Source organism: Kribbella solani, assembly GCF_014205295.1.
In the GTDB taxonomy this organism is placed as follows: domain Bacteria; phylum Actinomycetota; class Actinomycetes; order Propionibacteriales; family Kribbellaceae; genus Kribbella; species Kribbella solani.
In genome coordinates this window covers 2309112-2335845 of record NZ_JACHNF010000001.1, presented here as the reverse complement: position 1 = coordinate 2335845, position 26734 = coordinate 2309112, and the positions used below count along the sequence as shown (strand labels likewise).

At 68.8% G+C, this 26734-nt stretch carries 24 protein-coding genes; 17 read left to right on the top strand and 7 right to left on the bottom strand.

Annotation, left to right across the window (positions count from 1 at the left end; translation table 11 throughout):
* Positions 1 to 13: 13 nt before the first annotated feature.
* From HDA44_RS10475 to HDA44_RS10445, 7 genes are all read left to right on the top strand, one after another.
* Complete coding sequence (locus HDA44_RS10475; protein WP_184833333.1) at positions 14 to 1501, top strand: pyridoxal phosphate-dependent decarboxylase family protein; 1488 nt, start codon at positions 14 to 16, stop codon at positions 1499 to 1501.
* The gene (locus tag HDA44_RS10470) at positions 1498 to 3129 is read left to right on the top strand and encodes an IucA/IucC family protein (RefSeq protein ID WP_184833331.1); all 1632 of its coding nucleotides are present in this window, start codon (positions 1498 to 1500) and stop codon (positions 3127 to 3129) included. The genes HDA44_RS10475 and HDA44_RS10470 overlap by 4 nt, the downstream gene beginning before the upstream one ends.
* Positions 3126 to 3650 carry a GNAT family N-acetyltransferase gene (locus tag HDA44_RS10465; RefSeq protein WP_184833329.1) on the top strand — a complete coding sequence of 175 codons (525 nt, stop codon included), beginning with the start codon at positions 3126 to 3128 and terminating at the stop codon, positions 3648 to 3650. The genes HDA44_RS10470 and HDA44_RS10465 overlap by 4 nt, the downstream gene beginning before the upstream one ends.
* Positions 3651 to 4913, top strand: coding sequence for a lysine N(6)-hydroxylase/L-ornithine N(5)-oxygenase family protein (locus tag HDA44_RS10460; RefSeq protein ID WP_184833327.1), 1263 nt, complete (start codon positions 3651 to 3653; stop codon positions 4911 to 4913).
* Positions 4914 to 4942: 29 nt separating this feature from the next.
* Positions 4943 to 6610 (top strand): IucA/IucC family protein, encoded by a 1668-nt coding sequence (locus tag HDA44_RS10455; protein ID WP_238352406.1) that lies wholly within the window; start codon positions 4943 to 4945, stop codon positions 6608 to 6610.
* 79 nt (positions 6611 to 6689) lie between these two features.
* Positions 6690 to 7427 carry a class I SAM-dependent methyltransferase gene (locus HDA44_RS10450; RefSeq protein ID WP_184833324.1) on the top strand — a complete coding sequence of 246 codons (738 nt, stop codon included), beginning with the start codon at positions 6690 to 6692 and terminating at the stop codon, positions 7425 to 7427.
* 161 nt (positions 7428 to 7588) lie between these two features.
* Entirely contained in the window at positions 7589 to 8014 is a 426-nt protein-coding gene (locus HDA44_RS10445) for a DUF805 domain-containing protein (RefSeq protein WP_184833323.1), read from the top strand.
* A gap of 59 nt (positions 8015 to 8073) precedes the next feature.
* Here HDA44_RS10445 and HDA44_RS10440 read toward each other — a convergent pair whose 3' ends face one another.
* Together HDA44_RS10440 and HDA44_RS10435 are read right to left on the bottom strand one after the other, a co-directional pair.
* Complete coding sequence (locus HDA44_RS10440) at positions 8074 to 9480, bottom strand: metallopeptidase TldD-related protein (protein ID WP_184833322.1); 1407 nt, start codon at positions 9478 to 9480, stop codon at positions 8074 to 8076.
* A complete protein-coding gene (locus tag HDA44_RS10435; RefSeq protein WP_184833321.1) occupies positions 9477 to 10988 on the bottom strand; it encodes a metallopeptidase TldD-related protein in 1512 nt (503 codons plus the stop codon). Before HDA44_RS10435 ends, HDA44_RS10440 begins: the two co-directional genes overlap by 4 nt.
* 114 nt (positions 10989 to 11102) lie before the next feature.
* On the opposite strand from HDA44_RS10435, the gene HDA44_RS10430 reads away from it, so the two are divergent.
* Genes HDA44_RS10430 through HDA44_RS10420 form a run of 3 tightly spaced genes read left to right on the top strand, consistent with a single transcriptional unit; the run spans position 11103 to position 13000 of the window.
* Positions 11103 to 11621 (top strand): RNA polymerase sigma factor, encoded by a 519-nt coding sequence (locus HDA44_RS10430; protein WP_337905819.1) that lies wholly within the window; start codon positions 11103 to 11105, stop codon positions 11619 to 11621.
* On the top strand, positions 11618 to 12274 hold the full coding sequence (locus HDA44_RS10425) for a hypothetical protein (RefSeq protein ID WP_184833320.1): 657 nt from the start codon (positions 11618 to 11620) through the stop codon (positions 12272 to 12274). Before HDA44_RS10430 ends, HDA44_RS10425 begins: the two co-directional genes overlap by 4 nt.
* Positions 12275 to 12325: 51 nt before the next feature.
* Complete coding sequence (locus tag HDA44_RS10420) at positions 12326 to 13000, top strand: hypothetical protein (RefSeq protein ID WP_184833319.1); 675 nt, start codon at positions 12326 to 12328, stop codon at positions 12998 to 13000.
* Here HDA44_RS10420 and HDA44_RS10415 read toward each other — a convergent pair.
* Positions 12989 to 13690, bottom strand: coding sequence for a nucleotidyltransferase domain-containing protein (locus tag HDA44_RS10415; protein WP_184833318.1), 702 nt, complete (start codon positions 13688 to 13690; stop codon positions 12989 to 12991). The genes HDA44_RS10420 and HDA44_RS10415 overlap by 12 nt on opposite strands.
* A gap of 244 nt (positions 13691 to 13934) precedes the next feature.
* Here HDA44_RS10415 and HDA44_RS10410 point away from each other — a divergent pair, with 244 nt between their 5' ends.
* The 5 genes from HDA44_RS10410 to HDA44_RS10390 are packed head-to-tail and all read left to right on the top strand — an operon-like array spanning position 13935 to position 19524.
* Positions 13935 to 14864 (top strand): ABC transporter permease subunit, encoded by a 930-nt coding sequence (locus HDA44_RS10410; protein WP_184833316.1) that lies wholly within the window; start codon positions 13935 to 13937, stop codon positions 14862 to 14864.
* The gene (locus tag HDA44_RS10405; protein WP_184833314.1) at positions 14864 to 15862 is read left to right on the top strand and encodes an ABC transporter permease; all 999 of its coding nucleotides are present in this window, start codon (positions 14864 to 14866) and stop codon (positions 15860 to 15862) included. Before HDA44_RS10410 ends, HDA44_RS10405 begins: the two co-directional genes overlap by 1 nt.
* On the top strand, positions 15855 to 16853 hold the full coding sequence (locus tag HDA44_RS10400; protein WP_184833312.1) for an ABC transporter ATP-binding protein: 999 nt from the start codon (positions 15855 to 15857) through the stop codon (positions 16851 to 16853). The genes HDA44_RS10405 and HDA44_RS10400 overlap by 8 nt, the downstream gene beginning before the upstream one ends.
* Positions 16850 to 17839, top strand: coding sequence for an ABC transporter ATP-binding protein (locus HDA44_RS10395; protein ID WP_184833310.1), 990 nt, complete (start codon positions 16850 to 16852; stop codon positions 17837 to 17839). Before HDA44_RS10400 ends, HDA44_RS10395 begins: the two co-directional genes overlap by 4 nt.
* Positions 17836 to 19524, top strand: a complete 1689-nt coding sequence (locus HDA44_RS10390; protein ID WP_184833308.1) for an ABC transporter substrate-binding protein — start codon at positions 17836 to 17838, stop codon at positions 19522 to 19524. The genes HDA44_RS10395 and HDA44_RS10390 overlap by 4 nt, the downstream gene beginning before the upstream one ends.
* A gap of 16 nt (positions 19525 to 19540) precedes the next feature.
* Here the strand turns inward: HDA44_RS10390 and HDA44_RS10385 are convergent, their stop codons facing one another.
* Positions 19541 to 20044, bottom strand: a complete 504-nt coding sequence (locus tag HDA44_RS10385; RefSeq protein ID WP_184833306.1) for a phosphatase domain-containing protein — start codon at positions 20042 to 20044, stop codon at positions 19541 to 19543.
* Positions 20037 to 20588 carry a GNAT family N-acetyltransferase gene (locus tag HDA44_RS10380; RefSeq protein WP_184833304.1) on the bottom strand — a complete coding sequence of 184 codons (552 nt, stop codon included), beginning with the start codon at positions 20586 to 20588 and terminating at the stop codon, positions 20037 to 20039. The genes HDA44_RS10385 and HDA44_RS10380 overlap by 8 nt, the downstream gene beginning before the upstream one ends.
* Before the next feature lie 107 nt (positions 20589 to 20695).
* Between HDA44_RS10380 and HDA44_RS10375 the strand changes: the two genes are divergently transcribed.
* Positions 20696 to 21841 (top strand): metallophosphoesterase family protein, encoded by a 1146-nt coding sequence (locus HDA44_RS10375; RefSeq protein WP_184833301.1) that lies wholly within the window; start codon positions 20696 to 20698, stop codon positions 21839 to 21841.
* Complete coding sequence (locus tag HDA44_RS10370; RefSeq protein WP_184833299.1) at positions 21838 to 24753, top strand: AAA family ATPase; 2916 nt, start codon at positions 21838 to 21840, stop codon at positions 24751 to 24753. Before HDA44_RS10375 ends, HDA44_RS10370 begins: the two co-directional genes overlap by 4 nt.
* Here HDA44_RS10370 and fdhD read toward each other — a convergent pair.
* Both fdhD and HDA44_RS10360 read right to left on the bottom strand, forming a co-directional pair.
* Positions 24737 to 25570, bottom strand: a complete 834-nt coding sequence (gene fdhD, locus HDA44_RS10365; protein ID WP_184833297.1) for a formate dehydrogenase accessory sulfurtransferase FdhD — start codon at positions 25568 to 25570, stop codon at positions 24737 to 24739. The genes HDA44_RS10370 and fdhD overlap by 17 nt on opposite strands.
* A gap of 184 nt (positions 25571 to 25754) precedes the next feature.
* Entirely contained in the window at positions 25755 to 26732 is a 978-nt protein-coding gene (locus tag HDA44_RS10360) for a phosphotransferase family protein (RefSeq protein WP_184833295.1), read from the bottom strand.
* Between the last annotated feature and the right edge of the window lie 2 nt (positions 26733 to 26734).

Sequence of the window (26734 nt, the reverse complement as noted above, 5' to 3'; positions counted from 1 at the left end):
CCGGGAGTACTGGATGTCGCAGCCCGCGCGTCTGACCGCGCTGCCCGCACCTGTCCGTGATCCGTTCGCCGCTCGGTGGCCGCTGGCCTCGACGGTGGCGGACCGGGATCGGGGTCCGTTGCCGCACGGTTCGCCGGGCGCGGTGCTGCGGCGCGCGGCAGAGGTACTGGGTGAGCCACGGGTGCCGTCGACAGGCGTGGGGGAGTCCGCCGCGCTGGACCTGGTCGCCGGCCTGCTGGCGGAGAGTGGGATCGACCTGAGCCACCCGCACGCGGCCGCGCACCTGCAGCCCCCGGTGCTGCAGGTGGCAGTCGACGCGGACGCGCTGGCGTCGGCAAGCAACGCCTCGATGGACACGTACGACTCCGGTCCGGCGACGCTGGCGATCGAGCAGTGGGTCGTACGCGCCTTGGCTGACCTGGCCGGCTTCGGGCGCGAAGCGGATGGCGTACTGACCCCGGGCGGTTCGATCTCGAACCTGCTCGCGGTGCTGATCGCCCGTGACAGCGCCGCCGCCGCGCAAGGGATCGACGTACGGCGGAACGGTCTGCAAGGACTGCATCGCTCAGTGGTGTTTTGCTCCGAGCTCGCGCACTTCTCGGTCCAGCGGGCCTGCGCCGCGCTTGGGCTCGGTGAGGAAGCGGTCATCACGATCGCGTCGGACGAGAACTTCCGGATGCGTACGGATGTACTCGCGGACGAGCTGGCGATACCGGGCCGGACTCCGATCGCCGTGATCGCCACCGCCGGGACGACCGACTTCGGGTCGATCGACCCGATCGCGCCGATCGCCGAGCTGGCTCGCAAGCACGGCGCCTGGGTACACGTCGATGCGGCGTACGGGTTCGGTGCACTGTTCTCCGAGCGGCTCGCGCCGTTGCTGGCCGACGTGTCGCTGGCGGACTCGGTCACGCTGGACCTGCACAAGATCGGCTGGCAGCCGGCCGCGACCAGCGTGCTGCTGGTCGCGGATCGCACCAGGTTCGCCGCGTTCGGCCGGTCGGTGGACTACCTGAACCCGGCCGACGACATCGACTCCGGGCTGGACGGTCTGCTCGGGCGCAGCCTGCAGACCACTCGCCGTCCGGACGCGGTCAAGGTTGCCACCACGCTGACGGCCTACGGCCGGTCCGGGCTGGGCACGATGCTGGACACCTGCCACGAGCTGGCGCACGCCGCCGCGGCCCGGGTCGTTGCCGACAGCAACCTTGAGTTGGTGGCGCCGGTGACCCTGACCACGGTGCTGTTCCGGTTCGCCGCGCCGGGCCTGGACCCGGTCGGCGTGGACGCGGTCCAGGGTGAGGTCCGGCGCCGGTTGCTGACGTCCGGCCGGGTGCTGATCGGCCGGACCAAGCTACCGGCCCGTGGTGGCCGGCCGGCGGCGGTCGCGTTGAAGCTGACGCTGCTGAACCCGAACGCGACCGCGGCGGACATCGAGGATCTGCTCGACCAGGTCGTGGCCACCGGCCTCGACGTCCTGACCGGCGAGGGAGCGGCGTGAGTCCAGTAGCAGCCGAAGTAGCTGTCGATGCCCATCTGAACGCGATTCTGCGGTGTTACACCCGGGAGGCCGCTGTTCCGGTGGCGGCTGGACCGCTGACGCTGACGGTCGGCGCGTCGACCGTGACGGCTCGGGTCGAGCATGCGTCGCGTACGGGGTTGCATCAGTTCGCGGACGTGCTGCTGGACGGCGTACCGGCGGCGCCTGAGGACTTGGTGCGGGTGCTGTCCGCGGACGCGGACCCGGCGGAGGTCGACGATCTGGCGGCGCGTACGGCGGAGTCCGTACGCAACGTCGCGCTGTTCGTCGAGGAAGCCGACGGGGAGCGTGGTCCCGGGCGCTTCCTGGAGTTCGAGCAGGCGTTGCTGTACGGGCATCTGAACCACCCGGCGCCGAAGAGCCGGGACGGACTGAGCGGCGCTGAGCTGGCGGCGTACTCGCCTGAGCTCGGTGGCCGTTTCGCGGTGCACTGGTTCGAAGCCGACGCCGAGCTGGTGTCGTCGGACCAGGTGGCCGGCGCGCCCTCACTGCAGGGACTGGACGCTCTACAGCTGATGGGCGCGCTGGCCGGTGTCACTCCGTCAGCCGGCCGGGTGCTGGTTCCCGCGCACCCGTGGCAGGCGGCCGCGGTGCTGCAGCGACCGCGGGTCGCGGAGCTGGTCGCGGCGGGACGAGTGAAGGCCCTTGGCCCGCAGGGCGCGCAGTGGTATCCGACGTCGAGCCTGCGGACGCTCTTCCACCCGGATCTGCCGGTGATGCTGAAGCTGTCGCTCGGTTTGCGGATCACCAACTCGCGGCGGGAGTCGACGCCGACCGAGCTGCGGCGCGGTCTGGAGATCAACCGCCTGCTGGACGCGGCGTACAACGCCGGTACGGCGACGGCGCATCCGCGGTTCAGCATCGTCCGCGACCCGGCCTGGGTTGCTCTTGACGAAGGTGGACCAACGTTGACTGGTCTTGACGTTGCTGTCCGCGAAGTGCCGGCAGACGTCAACAGTTATGCATGTTTGGCCGGTCTGGTCGCGCCACGCCCCGGCGGGATCAGTCGGCTCAGTGCGTTCGCAGCCGAGGATCCGGCCGGGTGGGTGGGGGAGTACATCGACAACGTACTGATCCCGATGCTGCACCTCTACGCCGAGACCGGTATCGGTCTGGAAGCGCATCAGCAGAACACGCTGGTACGGCTGGACGGGCTCGGGCGGATCAAGGGCGGCGCGTACCGCGACAACCAGGGGTACTACCTGGCGTCGTCGTACCTCCGGAGCCTGCTGGGAGTAACCGGACTGCGTGACTCGACGCTGGCGGTGGTGGACGATCCGATTGTCGACGATCGCCTGACCTACTACCTGCTGCACAACCAGGCGCTGGCTGTGGTCGGCTGTCTGGCAGCGGACGGGATCGCGGACGAGGAGGAGCTGCTCGGTGTGGTCCGTGAGCGCCTCGCGGCCGCGCTGCCGCTGCTGAAGTCCGCTGGTCCGGACGGCGACCGGCTGGCCCGTCGCTGGCTCGAAGCGGACACCCTGCCCTGCAAGGCGAACATGCTGACCCGGCTGCGCGGTATCGACGAGGTAGTGGCGCCACTGGATGCTCAGTCGGTGTACCTCGACATCCCGAACCCGCTCCGGTGAGGTGCGACCTCAACCTGGACGCCGGTTTCGCACTGCGTCCAGCTGACTCGTCCGACGCGCCCCGGATCGCGCTGTGGATGGCTCAGCCGCATGTCCAGCGCTGGTGGTTGCAGGACTGGTCGGTGGAGCGCTGGGCGCAGGAGATCGAGCAGCAGGCAGCCGGCGTGCATTCCGCGCCCTGCGTGGCGTCCGTCGACGCGGAGGAGTTCGGGTACGTCGAGCTGTACCGCGTACGGCATGACCAGCTGGCGGAGTACTACGCGTACGAGGAGAACGACTGGGGCATGCATGTCGCGATCGGCGACGTTACCCGAGTCGGACACGGACTCGGCCGGCGACTGCTCCGGTCGCTCGCCGACGCACTACTGGACGCGGACCCGTCCTGTAGCCGCGTAGTGGCTGAGCCGGACCTCGAGAACACCCCGTCCGTACGCGCGTTCGGTGCCGCCGGTTTCGAAGCGTCCGGGGAGCTACAGCTGCCCGACAAGAAGGCACTGCTGATGGTCCGTAGGAGGCAATAGATGTACGACGTGATCGCGATCGGCGCAGGACCGTTCAACCTCGGTCTGGCCGCACTGGCCGACGGTGTGGACGACGTGCAGCTCGCAGTGCTGGACAGCCGGCCCGAGTTCACCTGGCACCGCGGACTGATGTTCGAGGACGCGATGCTCCAGGTGTCGTTCCTGGCGGATCTGGTCAGTTTGGTCGAGCCAGCGCACCACCTGTCATTCCTGTCGTTTCTGAAGGACAACGACCGGTTGTACCAGTTCTACGTCCGCGAGAAGTTCCATCCGACGCGGCGGGAGTACGAGACGTACCTACGGTGGTGCGCCGCCCAGTTGGACTCACTGCGTTTCGGCCACCACGTACGGGACGCCGTCTGGAACGGATCGCACTTCGAGCTGACGGTAGAGCGCGGGGACGTACTGGAGACGTTCGAAGCGCGGCACCTGGTAGTAGGTGTCGGCACCGAGCCATTCGTACCAGCTGCACTAGCAGGGCTCCCGCCGGAGCGGTTCCTGCACTCGGCCGACTACCTGTTCCGCCGTGACGACCTACTGCGTACTGGTCGGGTGACTGTGGTCGGCTCGGGTCAGTCCGGTGCCGAGTGCGCACTGGACCTGCTGCGCGCCGACAGTCCGGCCGTGTCCTGGTTGACGCGTACGCCGTCCTTCGCGCCGCTCGACTACTCCAAGCTGGTGCTGGAGATGACCACGCCGTCGTACGTCGACTACTTCCACGCACTGGATGAACCCGTACGTGACAAGTTGGTGAAGGAACAGTGGCGGCACTACAAGGGCATCTCCTCCGAGACGCTTGACGACATCCACGACGTCTTGTACGCAAGGGATCTTCCGGCTGACCTTCAGTGCGGCGTGGCCGTGGTGTCGGCAGTGGCACGTGCTGACGGGCTTGAGTTGACCATGCTGCATGCTGACAGCGGCAAGACCTTCCAGCACACGACTGATGCGGTAGTGGCTGCCACTGGGTACCGGAATCGGCCGTTGCCGTTCATGGAGTCACTGCAGGAGCAGATCCAGCACGACGCGGCTGGTCGCTGGGTGATCAACCGCGACCACAGCGTCCACGCTGCCGACGAGCAGTTGGCCGGTCGCATCTTCGTCGCGAACGCCGACCTGCACAGCCACGGCGTCGCGGCGCCCGACCTGGGCATCGGAGCGATCCGGAACGCGGGCATCCTGAACAGCATCGCCGGACGCGAGGTGTACCGACTACCGAAGTCCACCGCCTTCACCACGTTCGCCGTCCCCGGAGCATCATGAACGCATGGTCCACGTGCTCAGCTGACCTGTTGGCAAAGCTCATCGGCCAGTTCTGCACCGAGGGGTTGCTTCAACCGGTCGACAATCGCCTGGATCTCGGGCCAGTGGCGTACACGTTCGAAGCGACCCGCGGCGGCTTCGGCAGCTGGCGGGTCGATCCGGCGACCATTCGGCGTACGACGGCGGGCATCCTCGGCAACGACGAGAGCGAGCCGGCCACCGACCCGATCCAGTTCTTCGTCGAAGCCGCTGCGGTACTGGGCGTCGACGGGCCGACGGTCGCCGGGTACGTCGCCGAGCTCACCAGCACGCTCGCAGCCGACGTGCGCATGGCCTCCACGGCCGTACCGGTGGCTGAACTCCTGAACCTCCACCACAGCCGCCTGGAAGGGCATTTGACCGGCCACCCGCTACTCGTGGCAAACAAGGGCCGCCTGGGCTTCTCTGCTGCTGACAGCGAGCGCTACGCTCCGGAAGCACGTACGCCGCTCCGCCTCACCTGGCTGGCCGTACGCCGCGGTCTGGCCGAGTTCCGTGGCACGCCGGACCTCTCGGAGCAGGCTGTCCGCGATCATGAGCTACCACCGGAAGTCATTGCGGCTTTCCGTTCCAGGCTGGACGACCCCGACGCGTACGTCTGGCTCCCATGCCACCCGTGGCAACTCGACCATGTCGTCCGGACCCAGTGGGCCCGTGAACTGGCCACCGGCGAGATCGTCGTACTGGGGGAGAGCCCTGACGACTACCTGCCCACGCAGTCGATCCGGACCATGGTGAACCTCGACCACGACAACCGGTACCAGGTCAAACTGCCGCTGAAGATCCTCAACACGTCCGTCTACCGGGGCATCCCGGAGCACTGTACGTTGGCCGCACCCATGATCACCCAGTGGCTCCGCGGCCTCTGGTCCCGCGACGAAGTCCTCCGCGAGCTCGGTACCGAACTCCTCGGCGAGGTTGCTTCCGTCACCGTCCGCCACCCGCAGCTGTCCGGGCACCGCGGCATCCCGTACCAGTGGACCGAAACGCTCGGCTGCATCTGGCGCGACCCGATGGACCCTCGGCTGCGCGAAGGCGAGTCCGTCTGGCCGCTGGCCGCCGTACTCCATCCCGGCTTCGCCGACGCCCTGATCGCCCGGGCCGGCGTCGACGCGGAGACCTGGCTCACCCATCTGCTCTCGACGCTGCTGCGGCCGTTGCTGCACGTCCTGCACCACTACGGCATCACCGTCAACCCCCACGGTGAGAACCTGGCCGTGATCTGCGACTCCCACGGCCTGCCCGCACGCTTGGTGATCAAGGACCTGGTGGACGACGTCAACGTCTCCACCACCCCCGTCGTTGCCCGTGGCATCGAGCCCGACTCGCACGACCGGGTGCTGCCGCGCAAACCGTGGCACATCCTCCGCCAGTACGTCGTCGACGCGCTGCTCCTCGGCGTACTGAACCCGCTTGCCGCCCGCGACCTGATCCCCGAGCCGGCCTTCTGGTCGATCGCCCGCGCCGAAGCCGACCGTTACGCCGACGCCCACCCCGAGTACGCCGACCGGCTGGCCGCCACCGCGCTGACCGCCGAGACGTTCCTGCGCTTTCCGTTGAACGGCTACCGGCTCACGCTCGGTTACGCCGACCTCGACACCCGGCCGCCGATCCCCAGCACCGGAACCATCCCGAATCCGTTACACACAGCGAAGTGACTGCACGAGCATTGTTGACGTAGGCTGCTGCGGTCCGTCGATCGTCCAGATCGGTGGGACGAACACGGGGAGCACCACCATGCAGACTGGGCATTCGGGCAGTAGCGGTCACATTGAGCTCGCCAGAGCTCAGCAGGAACGCTGGGACTCGGCGTACGCGCGGAAAGCGTTGCTGCACGGGGTGGAGCCGTCGTCCGCGGCGCGCTGGGCGGTCGAGGCGTTCGGTGCCGCGGGCATCGATGACGTGCTGGAACTGGGGGCAGGTCATGGGCGGGACGCGCTTTTCCTGGCCAGGCAGGGTTTCAGCGTGCACGCGACCGACTTCAGCGAGACGGCGCTCGATCAGTTGCGGCTGCAGGCACAGCGGGACGGGCTCGACGACCGGGTGACCGCGGCGTTGCACGACGTCCGCGACCCGTTGCCGCCGGCGGACGCGACTGTCGACGCGGTGTTCGCGAATCTCCTGCTGAACATGGCCTTCGCGCCGTCCGAGCTGCGCTCGCTGGTCGCCGAGATCCACCGCGTGCTCTGTCCTGGTGGGCGATTCGTGTACGCGGTGTGGTCGACGGACGACCCGTGTTCGCGACACTGGCAGCAACTGGACGACGGCCTGTCCGTCCACGAGGGTTTCGTCGGCCGGTTCTTCGACGAGACCCTGGTGGCCGAGCTCGGCGCGAACTGGCGGCTGGACGAGACCGCGCCGTACGAGGAAGGCCGGCGGCGGATGTGGCGGGTCACGATGACCAAGGCCGACGGAACCGGAACCACCGCGGCAACGTCGATGGAAGCACCAGCGGAAACCGGCGCCGAAAGCTGAAGCCGGCTCTAGGTGCAACGGTCCCGAACTGGTGACGTTGCCTGCGGAACCGGCGTGCCAGATTGCGGTGTGGTCACCAAAGCGAAAACTTGCATTGACGAAATGAACCTGTTCCGACAAGCTCTGTCCGCGTCTCACCTTCGACAATCGGAGATACAGCAATGCAGTGGTACATCGACGTTCTCAAGAAGTACGCCGTGTTCACCGGGCGGGCCCGGCGCAAAGAGTACTGGCTGTTCGTGCTCTTCAGCACGATCGTCTCGATCATCCTGTCCACCCTGGACCGGATCCTCGGGCTCGACTTCAGTTCGAGCAACTCCGGTGGCTGGCTGCAGACGATCTACAGCCTGGCCATCCTGCTGCCGGGGATCGGTGTGGCGATCCGGCGGATGCACGACACCGGGCGTTCCGGCTGGTGGGTCCTGATCAACCTGATCCCGTGTGTCGGTTTCATCTGGTTCATCGTGCTGGCCGCCCAGGAGGGCAACGCCGGTGACAACCAGTACGGTCCGGACCCGAAGGCGGCCGAGCGGTTCGGCGGCCCGGGCATGGCTGGTCCGACGGAGCCGGGCTACCCGACCGTCTGATCACACCAGACAGCAGAACGCCCCGCGGATCACTCCGCGGGGCGTTCTCATGTCCAGCGTCAGCTTGCCTGGCTGACGCTCGACATGTTGAAGTCCGGCACCAGCAGCGGCGGCGTCGCGGTCCGTGAGAAGTAGTCGCCCCACTCCCGCGAGAACGCCGGCACCGTGGCGCCCGCGGTCGTGAACCGGGCCAGCAGGTCGACCGGGCTCTCGTTGAAGCGGAAGTTGTTCACGGCGCCGGTCACCTCGCCGTTCTCGACCAGGTAGACGCCGTCGCGGGTCAGCCCGGTCAGCAGCAGCGTCTGCGGATCCACCATCCGGATGTACCAGAGGCAGGTCAGCAGCAGGCCGTTGCCGAGCCCCGCGACCAGGTCGTCGGTCGTACCGGTCGCGGCGTCCACTGACAGTACGTAGTTGCCGATGTTCGGCGTTGCCGCTGGTACGCCGATCAGGTCGGCGGTGTGCCGGCTGGTCATCAGGCTCTCCAGCTTCCCGCTCCGAATCCAGTCCGTCGCGGCCAGCGTCAGCCCGTTGTCGAACACGCTCGACGAACCACCCGACGTACGCGCGACCGCGAACGCGAACGCCTCCAGGCCGGACAAAGACGGGTCGGAGCGCAGGTTCACCGGCTGCGGCGACAGCGTGTCACCGAGCCGCGTGCCGCCTCCGGACTTGGAGAAGACGGTCTGGCCTTCGAACGCGTCCCGGCCGTCGAGCTGCCAGAACAAGTACGTCATCAGATCCGCGACCGCGGCGGGCGGGAGGATCGTCGGGTGCCGGCCGGCGTCCACCGAGACGGTCCGGGTCGCCCAGCCGAGCCGCCGGGTCAGCTCGGCATCCAGCGCCAGCGGGTCGACGTCGGCGAAGTCCCTGGTGGCGGTGCCGACCCAGGCCGAGTGGCTGAGGTCGGCGTTCTTGCCGGTCGACGACACGTAGCCGCGGGGGAGCGCCTGCCGCAGCCGCAGCCCGGCGGACGAGCCGACGTACAGCGTGACGACCTCGTGGTCGGCGAAACCGTACAGGCGGCGGTCCTGCTGGGTAGCGCGCCGCAGCGATTCACCGAGCGCCGGCGCGAACTTCTCGTACACGCCGACCGAGGTCTCCTCGGGTTCCAGCGCCCAGTCGGCGCCGGTCGTGCCCTCGACCAGCGGGCGCGCGTCCTCGGCCGGGCCGGCCGCGCGGGCGGTCGCGATCGCCGCCGCGACGATCTCACGGAGCGTGTCCTCGGTGACCGACGAACGGCCGATCACGCCGGCCGCCGTACCCTCGCCGGCCCCGACCGTGGTGATCACGGTCACGCTCGAGCCGCGCATCGCGCCGTTCGTGGTCAGGGTGTTGTTGGCCCAGCGCAGGTTCGCGCTCGAAGTCTCCGCTACCAGTACGACGCAGCCGTCGGCGCCTTCGGCCGCGGCCAGCGCGAGTCCCCGCTCGATCGTGTCCTGCGGGGTGAGTTGGATGCCCGTCACCGGCCGGCCTCCTGCGTCGTGTTGAGAATGCGGACGTTGCGGAACAGCGCGGACGGGCAGCCGTGGGTGACCGCGCCGGACTGGGCCGGCTCGGCCTTGCCGCAGTTCAGCGCGCCGCCGAGCAGGTACGTCTGTGGACCGCCGACCGCCTCCATCGAGCCCCAGAAGTCGGTCGTGGTGGCCTGGTACGCGACGTCGCGGAGCTGGCCGTCGAGCTTGCCGTCGGTGATCTTGAAGAACCGCTGCCCGGTGAACTGGAAGTTGTACCGCTGCATGTCGATCGACCAGGACTTGTCGCCGACGATGTAGATCCCGTTCTTGACCCGGCTGATCAGTTCCTCCGTGGACGGGCCGTCCGGCGCCGGCTGCAGCGAGACGTTGGCCATCCGCTGGATCGGGATGTGGCCGGACGAGTCCGCGTACGCGCAGCCGTTCGACCGGGGCGTACCGAGCACGTCCTCGTTCTTCTTCGCCATCCGGCGGTCGACCTGGTACCCGACCAGGACACCGTCCTTGACGAGATCCCATTGCTGTCCGGCGACGCCTTCGTCGTCGTACCCGACCGTCGACAGGCCGTGTTCCGCGGTCCGGTCGCCGGTCACGTGCATCACCGGCGAGCCGTACTCGAGCGTGCCCAGCTTGTCGAGGGTGGCGAAGCTGGTGCCCGCGTAGTTCGCCTCGTAGCCGAGCGCGCGGTCCAGCTCGGTCGCGTGGCCGATCGACTCGTGGATGGTCAGCCAGAGGTTCGTCGGGTCGACGACCACGTCGTACGTCCCCGCGTCGACGCTCGGCGCCGCCATCTTCTCGGCCAGCCAGCCGGGGATCCGGGCCAGCTCGTCATCCCAGTTCCAGCCCGTACCGGTCAGGTACTCCCAGCCGCGCCCGGCCGGCGGCGCGCACGACGACATCGAGTCGAAGCGGTCCTCGGCGACCGCGTGCGCGGTGATGTCCGGACCGATCCGCACCCGCTGCTGCGTGTACGAAGTGCCCGCGGTGTTCGCGTAGTACTTGCATTCGTGCACCGTGGCGACGTGGACGCTCACATGCGCGACGCCGTCCGCCTTCAGCAGCCGGTCGCTGTAGTCGGTGAGCAGCGCGACCTTCTCCGCGCGCGGGACGCTGAAGGGATCGATCTCGTACGCCGAGACCCAGGTCACGTCGTCGTACACCGGCTCGTCCGCGAGCTCGATCGGCTCGGCATTGATCGGCCGCGACACCTGCGCCATGTTCACCGCCTGCTCGGCGACCCGGACCGCCTCGTCGACGGTCAGCGCGACCCCGGCGGCGAACCCCCAGGTCCCGTCGTGGATGACCCGAACGGCAAGACCGAGATCCTCGTCGTCCTTGGCACTCTCCAGCACGCTGTCCCGCAACGAAATGGACTCCGACCGAATCCGCTCCAGCCGAAACTCGGCGAACACCACACCGAGATCCCGAGCACGCTGCAAAGCGGCCTCAGCCAACTCCCGCCGGGGAAGATCAAGAAACGCTTCATCGATATCAGGCACGAACCCGACCTTATCGCCGGAACCCGACAATCCTCGGCGGTGTAGTGACGGTGTGGTGACATGACTGGAAGGTGACAGGAGGTCCGCATCAGTCCGGGTGAGGAAGCCGCGATCGTGGCTCGGGTACGCGCCGGGGAGTCCGCCGCGTACGGCGAGCTGGTGAACCGGCACGCCCCGGTGGCGAAGCGGACGGCCGTGTTCCTGGGCGCGGGCGCCGACGCGGACGACGTGGTCCAGGAGGCGTTCGTCAAGGCGTACCGAGGGCTGGCCGGCTTCCGGGACGGTGCGCCGTTCCGGCCGTGGTTGCTCCGGATCGTCGCCAATGAGACGCGGAACCTGATGCGTACGCGCGGGCGGCGGTCGCGGCGGGAGGAGCTGGCGGCGCCACTGGATGTCGTCCTGGACCCGGCGGAGGAGGCGGTGTCGCTGGAGCGGCGGACCGAGCTGTTGAGTGCGGTACGGGCGCTACCGGAGCCGATGAGGCTGGTGGTGACGTGCAGGTACTTGCTGGATCTCGATGAGGCCGAGACCGCTGCGGTGCTCGGTTGGCCGCGTGGAACGGTCAAGTCGCGGCTGCACCGGGCACTGGGACGGCTCCGCGAGGCACTGCCGGACAAGGAGGTGCAGCGATGAACCTGGACGATGAGTTACGAGCACTCGGCCGGTCTGTCGTCGTGCCGCCGGTTGACTCCGGGCTGACGGACGCTGTGTTGCAGCGGGTTGCTGACCTGCCGGTACGGAAACGGCTGCGCGACAGGTGGCGGGTGTTCTTTGCAGGGCTGTTGGTGGTTGTTGCTGGTGTGGTGCTGACGCCGCCGGTACGAGCGCAGGTGGCGGAGTGGCTGCGGATCGGGGGAGTGCAGGCGCAGCCGGTCGGGACACCGCCAACTGGTAGGCCCTCGGTCCCTGCGGTTTCACCGGGCATGTCGTTGAAGGACGCTGCCCGGGTTGCTGGGTTCACACCGGCGCTTCCGAAGCAGTTGGGTACGCCGACGGGCGTCCAGGCGTCGGATGGGTTCGTGGCGACGAGCTGGAGTGAGGTGCGGCTTGAGCAGTTCCGGTCCGGGATCTCGCCGACGTACCTGAAGCAGTACTACTCGGGGCTGCAGTACGTGGAGGAGGTCAGCGGGTACTGGTTCGAGACGCCACATCAGCTGGTGCTGGTGAATCAGCAGGTCGTCCGGATCGCTGGGCCGACGCTGGTTTGGGAGCGCGATGGCGTGACGTTCCGGCTTGAAGGGGTCGGCCGGGAGCGTGCGGTCGAGCTGGCGGGCGGAACCTCCTGAGTGGTGGCGGTGTACCCCGTGTGAGTTCACCACTGTCAGTTGGGAGCAGCCATGGTCCGCCGTACCTTCGCACTGGTCGTTCTGTTGTTCGCACTCACTGCCGCGCCCGCGTCGGCGGGCGGTCCGACCAGTGTCACGCTCAGTGCGTCGTCAACAGTGGTCACATTCGACTACAACGACAGCCGGTACGGCGACCTGCAGAAGCTACTGCTGTCGCCGCCGGCAGTTGATCCGCCTCGTGCGGCGCTGGGCGCGCGGTTCGTACGCGCCACCTGGAGGCTCTATGACAGGTCGGTGTGGCGGGTCGACGTCATCTACCCGGACGCGCCGGGCGGCCCGTTGATCGCCAGCCAGGACAACCTGTCCGGTACGGCACCCACCCTCACCAAGCCGACCTGGCACCGCCCAACCGACCCAGCTCAGCTCACGGCCCTGCTCAGGTCGCTGAACCTCCTGACCGGCCCGAAACCGACTCAGCCCGCACCAGCGTTACCGGCCGAGCCGACAGCTCCACCCGCCCGTCAGACAGCTCCACCCGCTGGCCAGACAACCCCACCGACGGACCAGACGGCACTGGCTGCTCAACCGTCAGCCTTCACCGGGCCCGGTCAGGCGGGCTTCTTCACCGGCTGGCGCTGGGCACTCCCCGGCGTTGCCGTCGGCGCCGCCCTCGCTCTGGTGCTTACCCGCCTGTTCCCCAAACGCCGCTGCGAGCTACTCGGGTAGCTCCGGAGCCGCCAGCTCAAACCCGGCGAACAGCCGCCCGCCGTACGCGGCCAGGATGGTGTCTGCCTCGTGGGCTAGTTGGTTGTCGTCGGCTCTTAGGCCTTCGATCAGGGCGGTCGCGTGGGTGGTGTTGTGGGTGGCGTCGTAGCGGGTGACCTCGCGTAGTAGGCCTTTGCTGGTGCCGGCCCAGTGGCCGGCGCCTAGTAGTAGCAGGCGGGCTGCCTCCTGCCAGAGGGTTGATCTGATGGCCAGCCGGACGTCTGGCGCGGCTCCGGGTAGGTCGTTCAGTAGGTCGGTGATCGTGTACCGAAGGAGATTCAGCTCGTCGGTGGACAGCGCACGTGGACCAGCCGCGACCTCGGCCAGGTACTCCGCCTGCAGCCGTGCGCCAGAGCCGTCGGTGTCCACCAGAACCACGGATTCCCCGACCAGTCGCATCATCGTCGGCTGGTGCCGCTCCCGGTCCTTGTCGGCAAAGTACCGCAACGACTTCTCGGTGTGTACGAACAACTCCACCGGCCACCCGCCGTACATCAGCGACTTCCGTCGTGGCGCCGGTGGTCCGTCCAGCAGCACGGTGACATCCAAGTCGGACCCAGGCCCCGCATCTCCCCGCACCACACTCCCGCCAAGCCAAGCCGCCCGGGCGTCGGGGTAGAGCTCGTGTACGAGTTCCAGCGCAATGTCCATCACGCCAGTGTCAGCCACCGAAGCAGTTCCCGGTACGCGTTTACTGGCGGGATGTGCCCACCTATGTAGTACCGAGGATGCGTTCACCGATCCGCGGCATCAGCGGAGCGTAACCAATTGGCTAGAGCTAACCCGAATCCGCAGTTATCAACCTGAGATTCTCGGGATTCGAGATGTGGTCGGGGTGGTGGAAGGATGCGGCCTAGGTTTTGTCGGCTGTGTGATTCGAACCTCAGGAGTGCTTGTGACTTCCTCGGTCGCCGGGACCGTATCGCCCACCCGGCAGGCGTTGCGCCGGATGCGGCGTGATCGGAGCGCGCGGGTCGGTCTGGTGCTGGTGGTGTTGCTGGTCGTGATCGCCGCGGCCGCGCCGCTGCTGGTCAAGCTGGCCGGCCAGGACGCGACCACGTACCACATCGACCTGCTCGACCCGGCCCGTGGGAACGCGCCGCGTGGGGCGCTCGGGGGCGTGAGCGGCAGCCACTGGTTCGGCGTCGAGCCGCTGACCGGCCGGGACCTGTTCTCGATCGTGGTGCTCGGCCTGCGGACGTCGCTGTTCATCGCCGTCGTGGTGACCGTGATCACGGCCGTGGTCGGCACCCTGGCCGGCATCAGCGCGGCGTACTTCGGCGGCTGGTACGACGCGATCCTGTCCCGGTTGCTGGACTTCCTGTTCGGTTTCCCGCAGCTGGTCTTCATGATTGCCCTCGGCATCATCGTGCCGGCCAGGTTCCCGCGCTGGCTGCTGCTGATCCTGGTGCTGAGCTTCTTCGGCTGGGCCGCCCTGGCGCGCCTGATCCGGAACCAGGCCCGCTCGCTGGTCGCCCGTGAGTTCGTCGAGGCGGCCCGCAGCGTCGGTTCGTCCGGCTGGATGGTGATCACCCGCGAGCTCCTGCCGAACCTGCTCGGCCCGGTCCTGGTGATCGCCACGCTGGCCATCCCGGGCTACGTCGGTACGGAGGCCGCACTGTCCTTCCTCGGCGTCGGCGTACCACCACCGACACCGAGTCTCGGCCGCTCGATCGCGGACTCGATCGCCTGGGTGTACACGGGCGCCGACCCGTGGTTCCTGCTGTTCCCCGGCGCGATGCTGTTCCTCGCCGTACTCGGCTTCACCTTGCTCGGCGACGGCGTACGGGACGCGTTCGACGTGCGGCTGCGGAGGACGAACTGATGCCTGATCTCGTCTGGTTCATCGTCCGGCGCCTGTTCGCCGCGCTACTGGTCATGCTCGCGCTCAGCCTGGCCGTCTACCTGGTCTTCTACGCGATCCCGGCCGACCCGGCGCACCTCGCCTGCGGCAAGCCGTGTACGCCGGACCGCCTGGAGCAGGCCCGCCACTTCATGCAGCTCGACCAGAGCACCCTGCAGCAGTACCTGCAGTTCCTGAAGGGCATCTTCGCCGGGCGTACGTTCGGCGAGGGTACGGCGGCCGTGCACTGCAACGCGCCCTGCTTCGGCTACTCGTTCCCGCTGGCGCGCCCGGTGACCACGCTGATCCTGGACCGGTTGCCCATCACCGCCTCGATCACCCTCGGTGCCGCCGTGCTGTGGCTGTTGATCGGCGTCTCGCTAGGTGTGATCGCCGCACTCAACCGCGGCCGCCTGCTCGACCGCCTCGCCATCGGCGTCGCATTGGTCGGTGTCTCGACCCCGTCGTTCCTGCTGGGTCTACTGGCGATCCTGGTGTTCGGCTTCTGGCTGAACATGGTCCCGGTCAACGGGTACGTACCGTTCGGCGACAGCCCGGTGGACTGGGTGTGGCACCTGGTCACGCCGTGGATCGTGCTGGCACTACTACAGGCGGCCTCGTACATCCGGCTGACGCGCTCGCAGATGCTGGAGGAGCTGAACCTCGACTACATCACCACTGCACGGGCCAAGGGTGCCGGCGAGACCAGAGTGGTGCTGACACACGGCCTGCGCGGCGTACTGGTACCAGTGATCACGTTGTTCGGCCTGGACCTGGGCACGCTGCTCGGTGGTGCCATCCTGACGGAGAAGGTGTTCAGCATGCAGGGTCTCGGTGACCTGCTGATCAGTGCCGTCAATCAGCTGGACGTTGCCGTGGTCGTCGGCGTGACGCTTTTCGCCGCGTTCCTGATCATCCTCGCGAACCTGGTGGTGGACATAGTGCACGGTGTGCTCGACCCGAGGGTGAGTCATGGCTGACCCGGTGCTGGAGGTGCACGACCTGCACGTCACGTTCGCGACCGAGGGCGGTCCGGTGCCGGCCGTGGACGGGATCGACTTCGCGGTCGCGGCGGGGGAGACGCTCGCGATCGTCGGCGAGTCCGGTTCCGGCAAGAGCGTCAGCTCGGCCGCCGTGATGGGCCTGCTGCCGTCGAACGCGACGGTCACCGGCGAGGTGCTGCTGGACGGCCGCGAACTGGTCGGTCTGCCCAACGACGAGCTGCGCAAGGTCCGCGGCAACGACATCGCGATGGTGTTCCAGGACGCGCTGTCGGCCCTGAATCCGTACTACAGCGTCGGCTGGCAGGTCGCCGAGGCGTACCGGCTGCACCACGACGTGTCGAAGAAGGACGCGCGCCGGCGCGCGGTCGAGCTGCTCGACAAGGTCGGCATCCCGGACGCGGCCCGGCGCGCGGAAAGTTACCCGCACGAGTTCTCCGGGGGAATGCGGCAGCGGGTCGTGATTGCTATGGCTCTGGTGAACAACCCGAGGGTGCTGATCGCGGACGAGCCGACGACCGCACTCGACGTCACCGTCCAGGCGCAGATCATGCGCCTGCTGGACGACGTCCAGGAAGAGTTCGGTACGGCACTCGTACTGATCTCGCACGACCTCGGTGTGGTCGCCGAGGTGGCCGACGACGTCCTGGTGATGTACGCGGGCCGCGCCGCCGAGCGTGGTACGGTCCGCGACCTGTTCTTCCGGGCCGCGCACCCGTACAGCCTCGGACTGCTCGGCGCGATGCCACGGGTGGACGTGCCGCCGAAGCGCCGGCTGACCACGATTCCGGGCAGTCCACCGAGTCCGGGGTCGATCAGCACCGGCTGCCCGTTCCAGCCGCGCTGCGCGTACACGCACCTGGTCGGTGAGCGGTGCGTCACGGAGCGCCCGGAGCTCACGCCGCGGCCGGGCGAAGGCGATCATGAGGCCGCCTGCCATCTGGGCCGCCGTCCGGAGCCGCTGCTATGACAACAACTGAGCTGCTGAACCTCAAGGACGTGAAGAAGCACTTCGGTCTGCGCGGGGTGCCGTGGCAGAAGGCGCAGGCGGTCCGTGCGGTCGACGGGGTCAACCTCGTGGTCCGGAAGGGCGAAACGGTCGGCCTGGTCGGCGAATCCGGTTCCGGCAAGTCGACGTTGGCCCGGGTCGCGACCCGGCTGCTCGACCCGACCACCGGCCGGGTCGAGATCGGCGGCAAGGACGTGACGAAGCTGCGCGGCCGCCGGCTCCGGCCGGTGCGCCGGCAGATCCAGATGGTCTTCCAGGACCCGCAGGCGTCGCTGAATCCACGCCAGTCGGTCGGAACCATTCTCAGTACGCCGTTCCGCGCGCAGGGGATCAAGCCAACGCGTGCCCAACTGGTCGAGCTGCTCGAGCAGGTCGGTCTGGCCGAGCAGCAGCTGGAGCGGTACCCGCACGAGTTCTCCGGCGGTCAGCGTCAGCGCATCGGCATTGCCCGCGCGCTCTCGGTCAAGCCGGAGCTGCTGGTGTGTGACGAACCGGTCTCCGCGCTCGATGTGTCGGTGCAGGCGCAAGTACTGAACCTGCTGGCCGACCTGCGCGACGAGCTCGGCCTGTCGTACGTGCTCGTTGCCCATGATCTCGCCGTGGTTCGTCAGGTCGCGGACCGGCTGGCGGTCATGTACCTCGGCACGATCGTCGAGGAAGGGCCGGCCGACCAGGTGTACGCGGCGCCGGCCCACCCGTACACGAAGGCGTTGCTGTCCGCGGTGCCGGTGCCGGAGCCGGGCGTGGTCCGGGACCGGATCGTGCTGACCGGCGACGTGCCGACTCCGATCGCGCCGCCGTCCGGCTGCCCGTTCCGGACCCGCTGTTACAAGGCCGAGGACGTGTGCGCGACCGAACGACCGGTGCTGGAGCCCGTGGCGGGGTCGACCGAACACCGGGCCGCCTGCTACTTCCCTGAGCCCCCCACCTCTGAGAGGACGTCATGAAACGCATATCCCGAGCGGTCGCGCTAGCGGCCGTACTCGCCCTGGCGGCGGCCGCCTGCAACGCCAACAACAAGTCCACGCCCAACGCCGGCAGCAGCGCGTCCGCCGCCGAGCCGGGCGGTACGTTCCATGTGCTGAGCACCGCCAAGGAGATCAGCTTCGACCCGGCCAAGAGCCAGAACCTCGGCGTCAGCAGCATCCACCTGGTGCTGCGCGGCCTGACCTCGTGGAAGACCTCGCCGGACAAGGCGGCCGAGCTGGTACCGGACCTGGCCACCGACACCGGCAAGGTGAGTGACGGCGGCAAGACCTGGACGTACAAGCTGAAGTCCGGCCTGAAGTACTCCGACGGTTCGCCGATCGTTGCCGCCGACATCAAGTACGGCGTGGAGCGTTCGTTCGCCCCGGAGCTGTCCGGTGGACTGGGCTACCACAAGTCGCTGCTGGTCGGTGGCGACAAGTACACCGGCCCGTACAAGGGTGGTGAGCTGGCGTCGATCGAGACGCCCGACGACACCACGATCATCTTCAAGCTGAACAAGCCGTACGGCGACTGGCCGTGGATCGTCAGCATGCCGGCGTTCTCCCCGGTGCCGAAGAAGGCCGACACCGACCCGGCGCACTACGGCGAGAAGCCGGTGGCCAGCGGTCCGTACCAGGTGCAGTCGTACGCGCCGGGCTCGAAGCTGGTGCTGGTACGCAACCCGAACTGGGACAAGTCGACCGACCAGGCCCGTACCGGTCTGCCGGACTCGATCGTCACCGACATGGGCCTGCAGCCGGATGTGGTGAACCAGCGGCTGATCGCGGACTCCGGCGACGACAAGTTCGCCGCCACGACCGGGGTTTCCGTACCTGCCGCGCTGATCCCGACGATCTCGGGCAACCCGGCCGTCAAGGCGCGGGTGGCCACGTCGCCGTCCGGTGCGCTCGCGTACCTCGCGATGAACACGAAGCGGCCGGCGCTGTCGAACCCGCAGGTCCGCAAGGCGATCGAGTACGCCGTGGACAAGCAGGCCGTCCAGGTCGCGCAGGGCGGCCCGGAGTACGGCGGTGAGATCGCCTCGACGCTGATCACGCCGGGGATGAACGGTTACAACAAGTACAACCTGTACGAGGCACCGCCGGCCGGTGACCCGGAGAAGGCGAAGCAGCTGCTGCAGGCCGCCGGCGTCAGCAACCTGAACCTGGTGCTCGTCGCCGACAGCACCTCGAGCGGCGCGGCCGGCCTCGGCGTCGCGCAGGCGATCCAGCAGGGCCTGAAGCGGGCCGGAATCACGGTCACGATCAAGCCGATGGACAACACCCCGCTGACGGACCTGATCACGGGCAACAAGCCGGACTTCGACCTGACCGTGTCGAGCTGGCTGCCGGACTTCCCGAGCGCGATCGGCAACATCCAGCCGCTGATCGCATCCTCGGAGATCGGCAACGGCGGGTACAACATCTCCCGCTACTCGAACCCGGCGGTGGATTCGGCGATCGCGGCGGCCACGGCCGAGCCGGACCTGAACAAGTCGGCGTCCCTGTGGGCGGCGGTCGACAAGCAGGCGATGGCCGACGCGCCGCTGGTGCCGCTGATCTACGCGCGGAACGCGTTCCTGCACGGGTCGAAGGTGCAGAACTTCTACCTGCCGCCGTACCCGCCGTACGCGAACGTGCTGATCGTCGGGCTGAGCAAGTAACCGGGCAAGTAGTGCCTCAGGTCCGTCCTTCGGATTCCTGAGCTTCGAAGAGGGCCGGCTGGGTCTCGGCATCGAGTCCCCAGTCGGCCCTCAGCACCGGGTACCCGGCCTTCTCCGCCGCCGCGATCACCTTCACGTCGTCATCGACCAGTACGGCGACCGGGCGCTGCTCGGCGAGGCGTTGCAGCCGGCCGAGCTTCATCAGCATCGACGGCCGGCGGTCGGTGTTGCCGCGCATGTACAGCTTCCCGTCCGGAAAGCCGTTGTCCTTCAGCCATTTGACGGTGTCCCGCCGCAGCCGCTCCGGCCGCCCGGTCAGGTAGACGATCTCGTGGTCAGCCGCCAGCGTGGTCGCGACCGCGAGGCCCTCGTCGAGTACCGCGTCCTCCTTGGCGTGCGCGAAGAACGAGTCCCAGTCCTTCGGCTTCTTCTGCAGGAAGTGCACCCGTTGGCTGGTGTCGGACAAGGTCGCGTCGATGTCGAGCACGGCGTACGGCCGGTCGTCCGCGGATTCACCCATGGCGTCCAGTTTCCCAGGTGGCCCGGTCCACCCCGTACAGGACCTCGCCGAACTCGGTTCCGGGCAGCGGGTCGTCGAAGTGCTCGTGGTACACCTTCAGGAACCGCAGCCCCGACCGCCGCATCACCGCCCGCGACCGGTGGTTCACCGCCATCGTGTCAGCGACCACGCGCTCCATCCCGAGCTCGGTGAACGCGTGCGCGATCAGCGCCTTGGTGCCTTCGGTCGCGTACCCCTTGCCCCACGCGGCCCGGTTCAACCGGTAGCCGACGCCCGCGGTACCCAGCTCATCCGTCGGTTGCAGCCCGAACCACCCGATGAAGCCCTTGGCCGACTCGGCCTTGAACGTCCCCAGCCGCGGGTGCTCGGCGTACACATTCAGGATCTCCGGCAGCACCACGTCCGCAACTTCGGCGCGCGGAGTTGGCTCACCAGTCAGGTACCGCATCACCTCCGGATCGGAGTCCAGCTCGACCAGCAGGTCCAGGTCGTCGGGCGTGAACCTCCGCAGTACGAGCCGGGAGGTCTCCAGATACACGGTCACCACCGAATGGTAGGCGGCCGGCGACTGTCCGGAGTGTGGGCGGTGTGGGGAGATTGTGTGTGTTGAGGGTGCGAGTGTCGGTGGCTCGGGTTAGCGTTCTGTCCGCAATGGACTCGCTCACGTTTCTGCACAGCTCGGACTGGCAGCTCGGCATGATGCGCCGGTTCCTGGGGCCGGACGGCCAGGCCCGGTGGGGTCAGGCGCGCCTGGACGCGGTCGCGCGGATCGGCGCCGTCGCGGAGCGGACCGGGGCGGCGTTCGTGGTCGTCACCGGGGACGTGTTCGAGCACAACCAGGTCGAGCGGCAAACCATCCTGCGCGCTTGTGAGGCGCTGAAGCGGATTCCGGTCCCGGTGGTGCTGCTGCCGGGTAACCACGACGCACTCGAGCCGGGGTCGCTGTGGACGTCGAGCCAGTGGCTCGCGCACGCGCCCGGCCACGTCACGGTCCTGACCGAAACGACGCCGTTCCGGATCTTGCCGGGCGTCGAGATCGTCGGTGCGCCCTGGCGTTCGCGCCGCCCGCTCTCCGATCCGGCCGCGCCCGGGTACGCCGGCCTCGAAGTCGATCCCGCGGTTGACTCAGCGGCCGGCCCAGCCACGATCCGGATCCTGCTCGCCCACGGGCAGCTGACGAGCCTGTCCGGCGGCATGTCCGAGGTGCCGACGATCGATCAGGCGGCGATGGAGGCGGCGGTCACGGACGGCCGGCTGCAGTACGTCGGACTCGGCGACCGGCACTCGACGACGCGCGTCACGGACCGGATCTGGTTCTCTGGCACGCAGGAGGTCACGTCGCCGGAGGAGGACGCCCCGGGCAACGTGCTGAAGGTGACGATCGGCGACGGTATCGAGGTCGAGCCGATCCGCGTCGGTGCCTGGCACATGGTCGACCACCGGGTCGAGCTGTTCGACGAGGAGTCGATCACGGCGCTGGAGGACTGGTTCGCGGAGCTTCCGGACAAGGAGCGGACCTACGTACGACTCGCCGGTGACGGCTCGTTGTCGCTGCCGCTGCTGACCCGGCTGGACACCATCATCGACGCGCAGGGCGAGGTGTTCGCGAGCGTCGAACGGTGGACCAAGTTCTGGACCGTGCGGCCGGCGCCGGACGCGGCGGACCTGGAGTCGCTGCAGCTGAGCGGTCCGGCCCGGGCCGCGATGGAGGAGCTGCGGCAGGCGCTGGCCGGCGGCGACGAGGGTGCCGGCGCGGCGCTCTCGCTGATGCATCGATTGGCGCGGGACGCGGGATGAGATTACACAGCTTGGCGCTACGGGACTTCCGTGGCGTCAAGGACCGCATTGTCAGGTTCCGCGCGCTCGGTACCACCGTGGTGGTCGGTGACAACGAGGTCGGGAAGTCCAGCCTGGTGGAGGCGTTCGGGCTGATCTTCGACCTGCCCGACGACTCGAAATCGACCCGGATCAAGGACATTCAGCCGGTCGGTCAGGATGTCGGGCCGGAGGTCACCGCCGAGCTGAGCCTCGGCGGCCGCGAGCTCACCTACACGAAGCGCTGGCTGAAGAACCGGTCCACCGAGCTGACGATCGTCGAGCCGGACGGCCGGCGGCAGTCCTGGACCGGGCGCGAGGCGCACAACGAGGCCGAGCGGCTGTTCAAGCAGAACGTCGACCCGGTGCTCTGGCAGACGCTGATGGTCAGTCAGGGCCAGTCGTTGGTGCTGCCAACGCCAGCTGACGCGGAGCCGCTGATCACCGCCGTGACGGCCGAGTCCGGTACCCCGGTCGACGGCGCGTCGATGCCCTTGGTGACGGCGGTCGAGCACGAGTACCTGCGGTACTGGACGCCGCGTGGCAAGCCGACCGGTGATTTCGCCCGGTCCGCGAAGGCGGTTTCGGCGGCCGAGCTGGGCGCGGCGCAGGCGCTGCAGGCGATGGACGAGGTCCGGTCCGACATCCGCCGCGCCGAGCGGCTGAACCTGGATCTCGAGGACGTGACCGCGCGGCTGACCGATCACCTGGCCGGGGTCGAAGAGCTGCGCGAGCGGAAGCAGGCGACCGACGAGATCCTGCTCCGCCGCGATTCGGTGCGGTCCCGGGCCGAGACCGGTCGCGCCCGGCTGGAGAACCACACGCGTACGCGGCTGGATCGGGAGCGGCTGCTGGACGAGGTCGAGCGATTCACCAAGTACGAGACCGAGCTGGCCGCGCGGCGCGGTGACGCCGAGCTGGTGGCGCGGACCGCGGCCGAGACCGTGCAGGCGGCGGAGGCCGCGCTGGCGGAGGTCGTCGAGCTGAAGGACCTGCGGCGTACGGACGTGCAGGCGGCCGAGCGCCGGGTAGCGGATCTGATGGATCGGGCCGAGCTGGATCGGCTGATCGGTCAGCAGACCGAACTGGTCGACGTCCGCGCCCGGATCGCGGCGGCCGGCACGATCCTGGACCGGATCAAGGTCGACGACGCGATCGTCGCCGGGCTGGAGGACGCCCGCGCGGCCGTGGTCGAGGCCCGCGCGGCCCTCGCCGCCGGCGTCCCAGAGGTAACGGTACGCCGCCTCGGCCCGGAACCGGTCGAGCTGACCGGGACCGGGTTATCCGCGACCGGGTCGTCGGGGGCCGGGTCGTCCGGCGCGGGGATGCCTGCGGCCGGGTCGCCCCGGGCCGGGTCTTCGGCGGCCCGAGCGTCCGGGGCAGCGTTGTCCTCGGCCGGCCTGGACGGTGGTGGGTCGGCGCCTGCGGAGTTGGGTTTTGACGAGTCGGCCGAGCTGCTGGTGTCTGGCGAGCTCGTGGTCGGCGTGCCGGGTCAGGTGGAGGTGACCGTGCGCGCGGGCGGTGAGGCCGCGACGTTGCGGTCGCGGGTCGACGACGCGGTACGCCGTGAGACGGATCTGCTCAAGAAGGCCGGCGTGAAGGATGTAGCGGCCGCCCGCGACCTGCTGCGTAAGGCGGACACCGCCACCGCCGAGTTGAACGAGGCGCGCCGCACCGAGAAGTCGCTGACCTCCGGTGGCGACCCGGGGGAGCGGATCGCCGTCCTGACCGCCCGGCTCGGCGTCGACGATGAAGCCGAGACCGAGGCGGCCGGTGACAAACAGCCGGCGGTCGAGGGCGTACCTGGGCAGATGTCCCTGTTCGAGGAATTCGCCTCACCGCACGACACGCTGTTCGATGAGGTCGCTTCGCCGCACGGCACATTGTTCGATGACTTCGAGGTGCCCGAGCCGAAGCCGGACGATCTCGCCGGTGCGCAGCGGATCTTGGATGCGGCCCGCGAAGCGCTCGCCGAGGCTGAGCGGTTGCTGTCGGACGCCGAGTTCGCGGTGGCGCAGGCACGCAAGGCGGCCGACGAGGACCGGTCGGAAGCGCAGAACGCGCGGGCCAGGTCGGAGCTGGCGGGCGAGCGACTGGCCGCGGCGGTCGAGGAGCTGGAAGCGGCACGGGCCGTACTCGACGACGACGCAGTGGCCGCCGCCGAAGCCGAGGCGACCACGGAGGTCGAGGCCGTGCTGGAGGAGCTGACAGTCGTCCAAGAGCAGGCGGACGAGGCCGGAGCGGATCAGGTCGCGGGCGAGCTGACGCATGCGCTGGCGGTCGCGACCCGGCTGCAGGGCGAGCGCGACACCTTGCGGGACGCGTTGCGTACGACGGAAGGCCGCCTGGAGCAGTCCGGGCGTGACGGGCTGGCCACCCGGCGAGACCTGGCGGAGCTGGAGCTGGCCGCCGTACGCGCCGAACACGAGAGTCTCGCGCGCCGCGCGGAAGCGGCCCAGCGGGTGTACGAGACGCTGAGCCGGCATCGCGCCGCCGCGCAGACCAAGTACTCCGAGCCGCTGCAAACCCGGATCGAGTCACTCGGCCGCAGCGTGTACGGGCCGACCTTCCGGGTCTGGCTCGATGACGATCTCGCCGTGGCGGAGCGCGAGCTGGACGGCGTACGCCTCCGGGTCGATGCACTGTCGACGGGCGCGCAGGAGCAGTTGGCGATCATCACCCGGCTGGCGATCAGCCACCTGGTCAGTACCGGCGAGGGCAGCGTGCCGGTGATCTTCGACGACGCGCTCGGCTGGTCCGACAAGGCCCGGTTGCGCGACATGGGCGCACTCCTCGGCCGGGCCGGCGATCACGGGCAGGTAATAGTCCTCACCTGCATGCCGGATCGCTACGAGTACGTACCAAAGGCCACGTTCATCAAGCTGGACGGATGACGCGCTCCGGGGCGGAGTAGACGACGCAGCGGTCGCCGCGGGCGAAGCCGACCAGGGTGACGCCATACTGGCGGGCCAGGTCGACGGCCAGGCTGGACGGCGCGCCGACCGCGACGATCATGCCGAGGCCGGCGGCGACGGCCTTCTGGACGATCTCGTAGCCGATCCGGCCGCTGACGGCGAGGACGAGCCCGGTGCGGCGGTGCTGGTTCAGGACGGTCCAGCCGACCACCTTGTCCACCGCGTTGTGGCGGCCGACGTCCTCTTTCACCACGATCTTGCCGCCGCCGGTGCTGAACAGGCCGGCGGCGTGCAGGCTGCCGGTACGGCTGAACATCGGCTGTGCGTCGCGGAGCAGGTCGGGCAGGCGGCGTACGACGTCGACCGTGATCTCGACCGGGTCCACCGGGGCGTAGTCACGGTCCGCGAGTTCGTCCAGGCTCTGCTGGCCGCAGACGCCGCAGGCCGCGGACGTGACGCCGTACCGCTGGGGTGGTTCGCGGTCCGGGGGAGCGTCGAGGGAGACCGTGACGGTGTTGAACTGCTGCTCCCGGGTCAGGGCGACATCAGTGCAGTAGGCAACAGTCCGGATCGCGTCCGGGCGGACGGCGAAACCTTCACCGAGACAGAACCCGGCGGCGAGCTCGAAGTCCGCGCCCGGCGTGCGCATCGTGACGACGAGCGGTTCCGGCGGCCGCCCGGGCCACTCCAGCCGCAACTCCAGCGGCTCCTCGGTGGTGACCAGATCCTCACGCCGCGAGGTCCGGTCCCCATCCAGCACCTCGACCTTGAACCTGCTAGTCGGCCCCTTCGTCATAACTTCAACAGTAGGGGGTGTCTGGTGGTCCCACACCTACTGCGGGGCACTCGGCACGGCATCTCGCCGCACGGGAGGAAAGGCCACGATGAAACCACATCGAGGCCTCCCCTCCCGCGCACCGAGCTACCGCGCCGAGCACCTCCTCGCTACGGCGTGGAACCATCAGACACCCCCCGGGCCGTCACCACTCACGGCGTACCGCGAGCCAGTTGAGGAAGGTCCAGGCGGAGAGGCGCTGGTGCTGGCGGAGGGCCGGCGTGCAGCCTGGTGGGGGTGGGTTGTCGAGGTGGTTCATCATGTACGCGGCGATGACGGCGGCGAAGGTGTCTAGATGATCGTTCGGTACGTCGGCGGTCAGCGGACTGCGCCGCACGGCCGTGAAGGTGTCGATGCCGTGATGCTGGGCGAGCGGCAGCAGGCCGGCCCAGTCCACCCAGCGGGGACCAAGCGTCAGCCAGTTCCAGTCGACTGCCCAGCAGACGCCGGATCCGTCGATCAGCAGGTTGTCCGGGCGCAGGTCGGAGTGCGCCGCGTTGTCGCCGACGATCACCTCCGGCGCGGCTTCGGCCAGGTCAGCCAGCTCGGGCAGGACCCGCGGCAGCCACTCCTGCAGCCCGCTCGGCAGCGGCAGCTCACCGGCGAGGATCTGCCGCGGCACGGCGAGGTCGCCGGCCGCCAAGTCCCCGAACGCTCCCAAACCGTCCAAAGGGCTGGGATGCAACGCGTCCGCCATCCGTTCACAACTCGCGGTCACCCGTACGAAGTCGTCCGCCGTCCACGGCGTCCCGGGCATCCGCCCGTCAACCCACTCCGACACCACCGCGAACCACTGCACGCCGGCGTCGGAGCTGACTGCCGTGGTGACAATCGCCGGGGCGTGGATCGCCGCGGGTAGCTTGGCGACCACCTCCGCCTCACGCCGGTACGCCTTGAAGGCATGCACCGTGTCCGGGGCGGCCTTGAGGAAGACCTGGCGCCCGTCGTCGAGCGTGGCGCGGGCCGCGAAGCCGCTGGTGAAGCCGGAGCTGACCGGACGTGCCACCGACTTGATCCCGGTGCCGAGCGCAACCGTGAGCGCCTCCCGCAGGCTGGCCGGGACGGACGTCCAGTCCGGGCGCGCGGACGTGGCGGCGTAGTCGACATCGGGAGCGCGGCTCATGT

What these genes read in the sequence shown, in the direction of transcription:
- HDA44_RS10445 (WP_184833323.1), top strand. Translation starts at nt 7,589, where the DNA reads ATGCAGTGGTACATCGACGTTCTCAAGAAGTACGCCGTGTTCACCGGG.
- HDA44_RS10360 (WP_184833295.1), bottom strand. Translation starts at nt 26,732, where the DNA reads ATGAGCCGCGCTCCCGATGTCGACTACGCCGCCACGTCCGCGCGCCCG.
- HDA44_RS10450 (WP_184833324.1), top strand. Translation starts at nt 6,690, where the DNA reads ATGCAGACTGGGCATTCGGGCAGTAGCGGTCACATTGAGCTCGCCAGA.
- HDA44_RS10460 (WP_184833327.1), top strand. Translation starts at nt 3,651, where the DNA reads ATGTACGACGTGATCGCGATCGGCGCAGGACCGTTCAACCTCGGTCTG.
- HDA44_RS10385 (WP_184833306.1), bottom strand. Translation starts at nt 20,044, where the DNA reads ATGGGTGAATCCGCGGACGACCGGCCGTACGCCGTGCTCGACATCGAC.
- HDA44_RS10475 (WP_184833333.1), top strand. Translation starts at nt 14, where the DNA reads ATGTCGCAGCCCGCGCGTCTGACCGCGCTGCCCGCACCTGTCCGTGAT.
- HDA44_RS10395 (WP_184833310.1), top strand. Translation starts at nt 16,850, where the DNA reads ATGACAACAACTGAGCTGCTGAACCTCAAGGACGTGAAGAAGCACTTC.
- HDA44_RS10405 (WP_184833314.1), top strand. Translation starts at nt 14,864, where the DNA reads ATGCCTGATCTCGTCTGGTTCATCGTCCGGCGCCTGTTCGCCGCGCTA.
- HDA44_RS10415 (WP_184833318.1), bottom strand. Translation starts at nt 13,690, where the DNA reads ATGGACATTGCGCTGGAACTCGTACACGAGCTCTACCCCGACGCCCGG.
- HDA44_RS10425 (WP_184833320.1), top strand. Translation starts at nt 11,618, where the DNA reads ATGAACCTGGACGATGAGTTACGAGCACTCGGCCGGTCTGTCGTCGTG.
- HDA44_RS10400 (WP_184833312.1), top strand. Translation starts at nt 15,855, where the DNA reads ATGGCTGACCCGGTGCTGGAGGTGCACGACCTGCACGTCACGTTCGCG.
- fdhD (WP_184833297.1), bottom strand. Translation starts at nt 25,570, where the DNA reads ATGACGAAGGGGCCGACTAGCAGGTTCAAGGTCGAGGTGCTGGATGGG.
- HDA44_RS10370 (WP_184833299.1), top strand. Translation starts at nt 21,838, where the DNA reads ATGAGATTACACAGCTTGGCGCTACGGGACTTCCGTGGCGTCAAGGAC.
- HDA44_RS10420 (WP_184833319.1), top strand. Translation starts at nt 12,326, where the DNA reads ATGGTCCGCCGTACCTTCGCACTGGTCGTTCTGTTGTTCGCACTCACT.
- HDA44_RS10375 (WP_184833301.1), top strand. Translation starts at nt 20,696, where the DNA reads ATGGACTCGCTCACGTTTCTGCACAGCTCGGACTGGCAGCTCGGCATG.
- HDA44_RS10390 (WP_184833308.1), top strand. Translation starts at nt 17,836, where the DNA reads ATGAAACGCATATCCCGAGCGGTCGCGCTAGCGGCCGTACTCGCCCTG.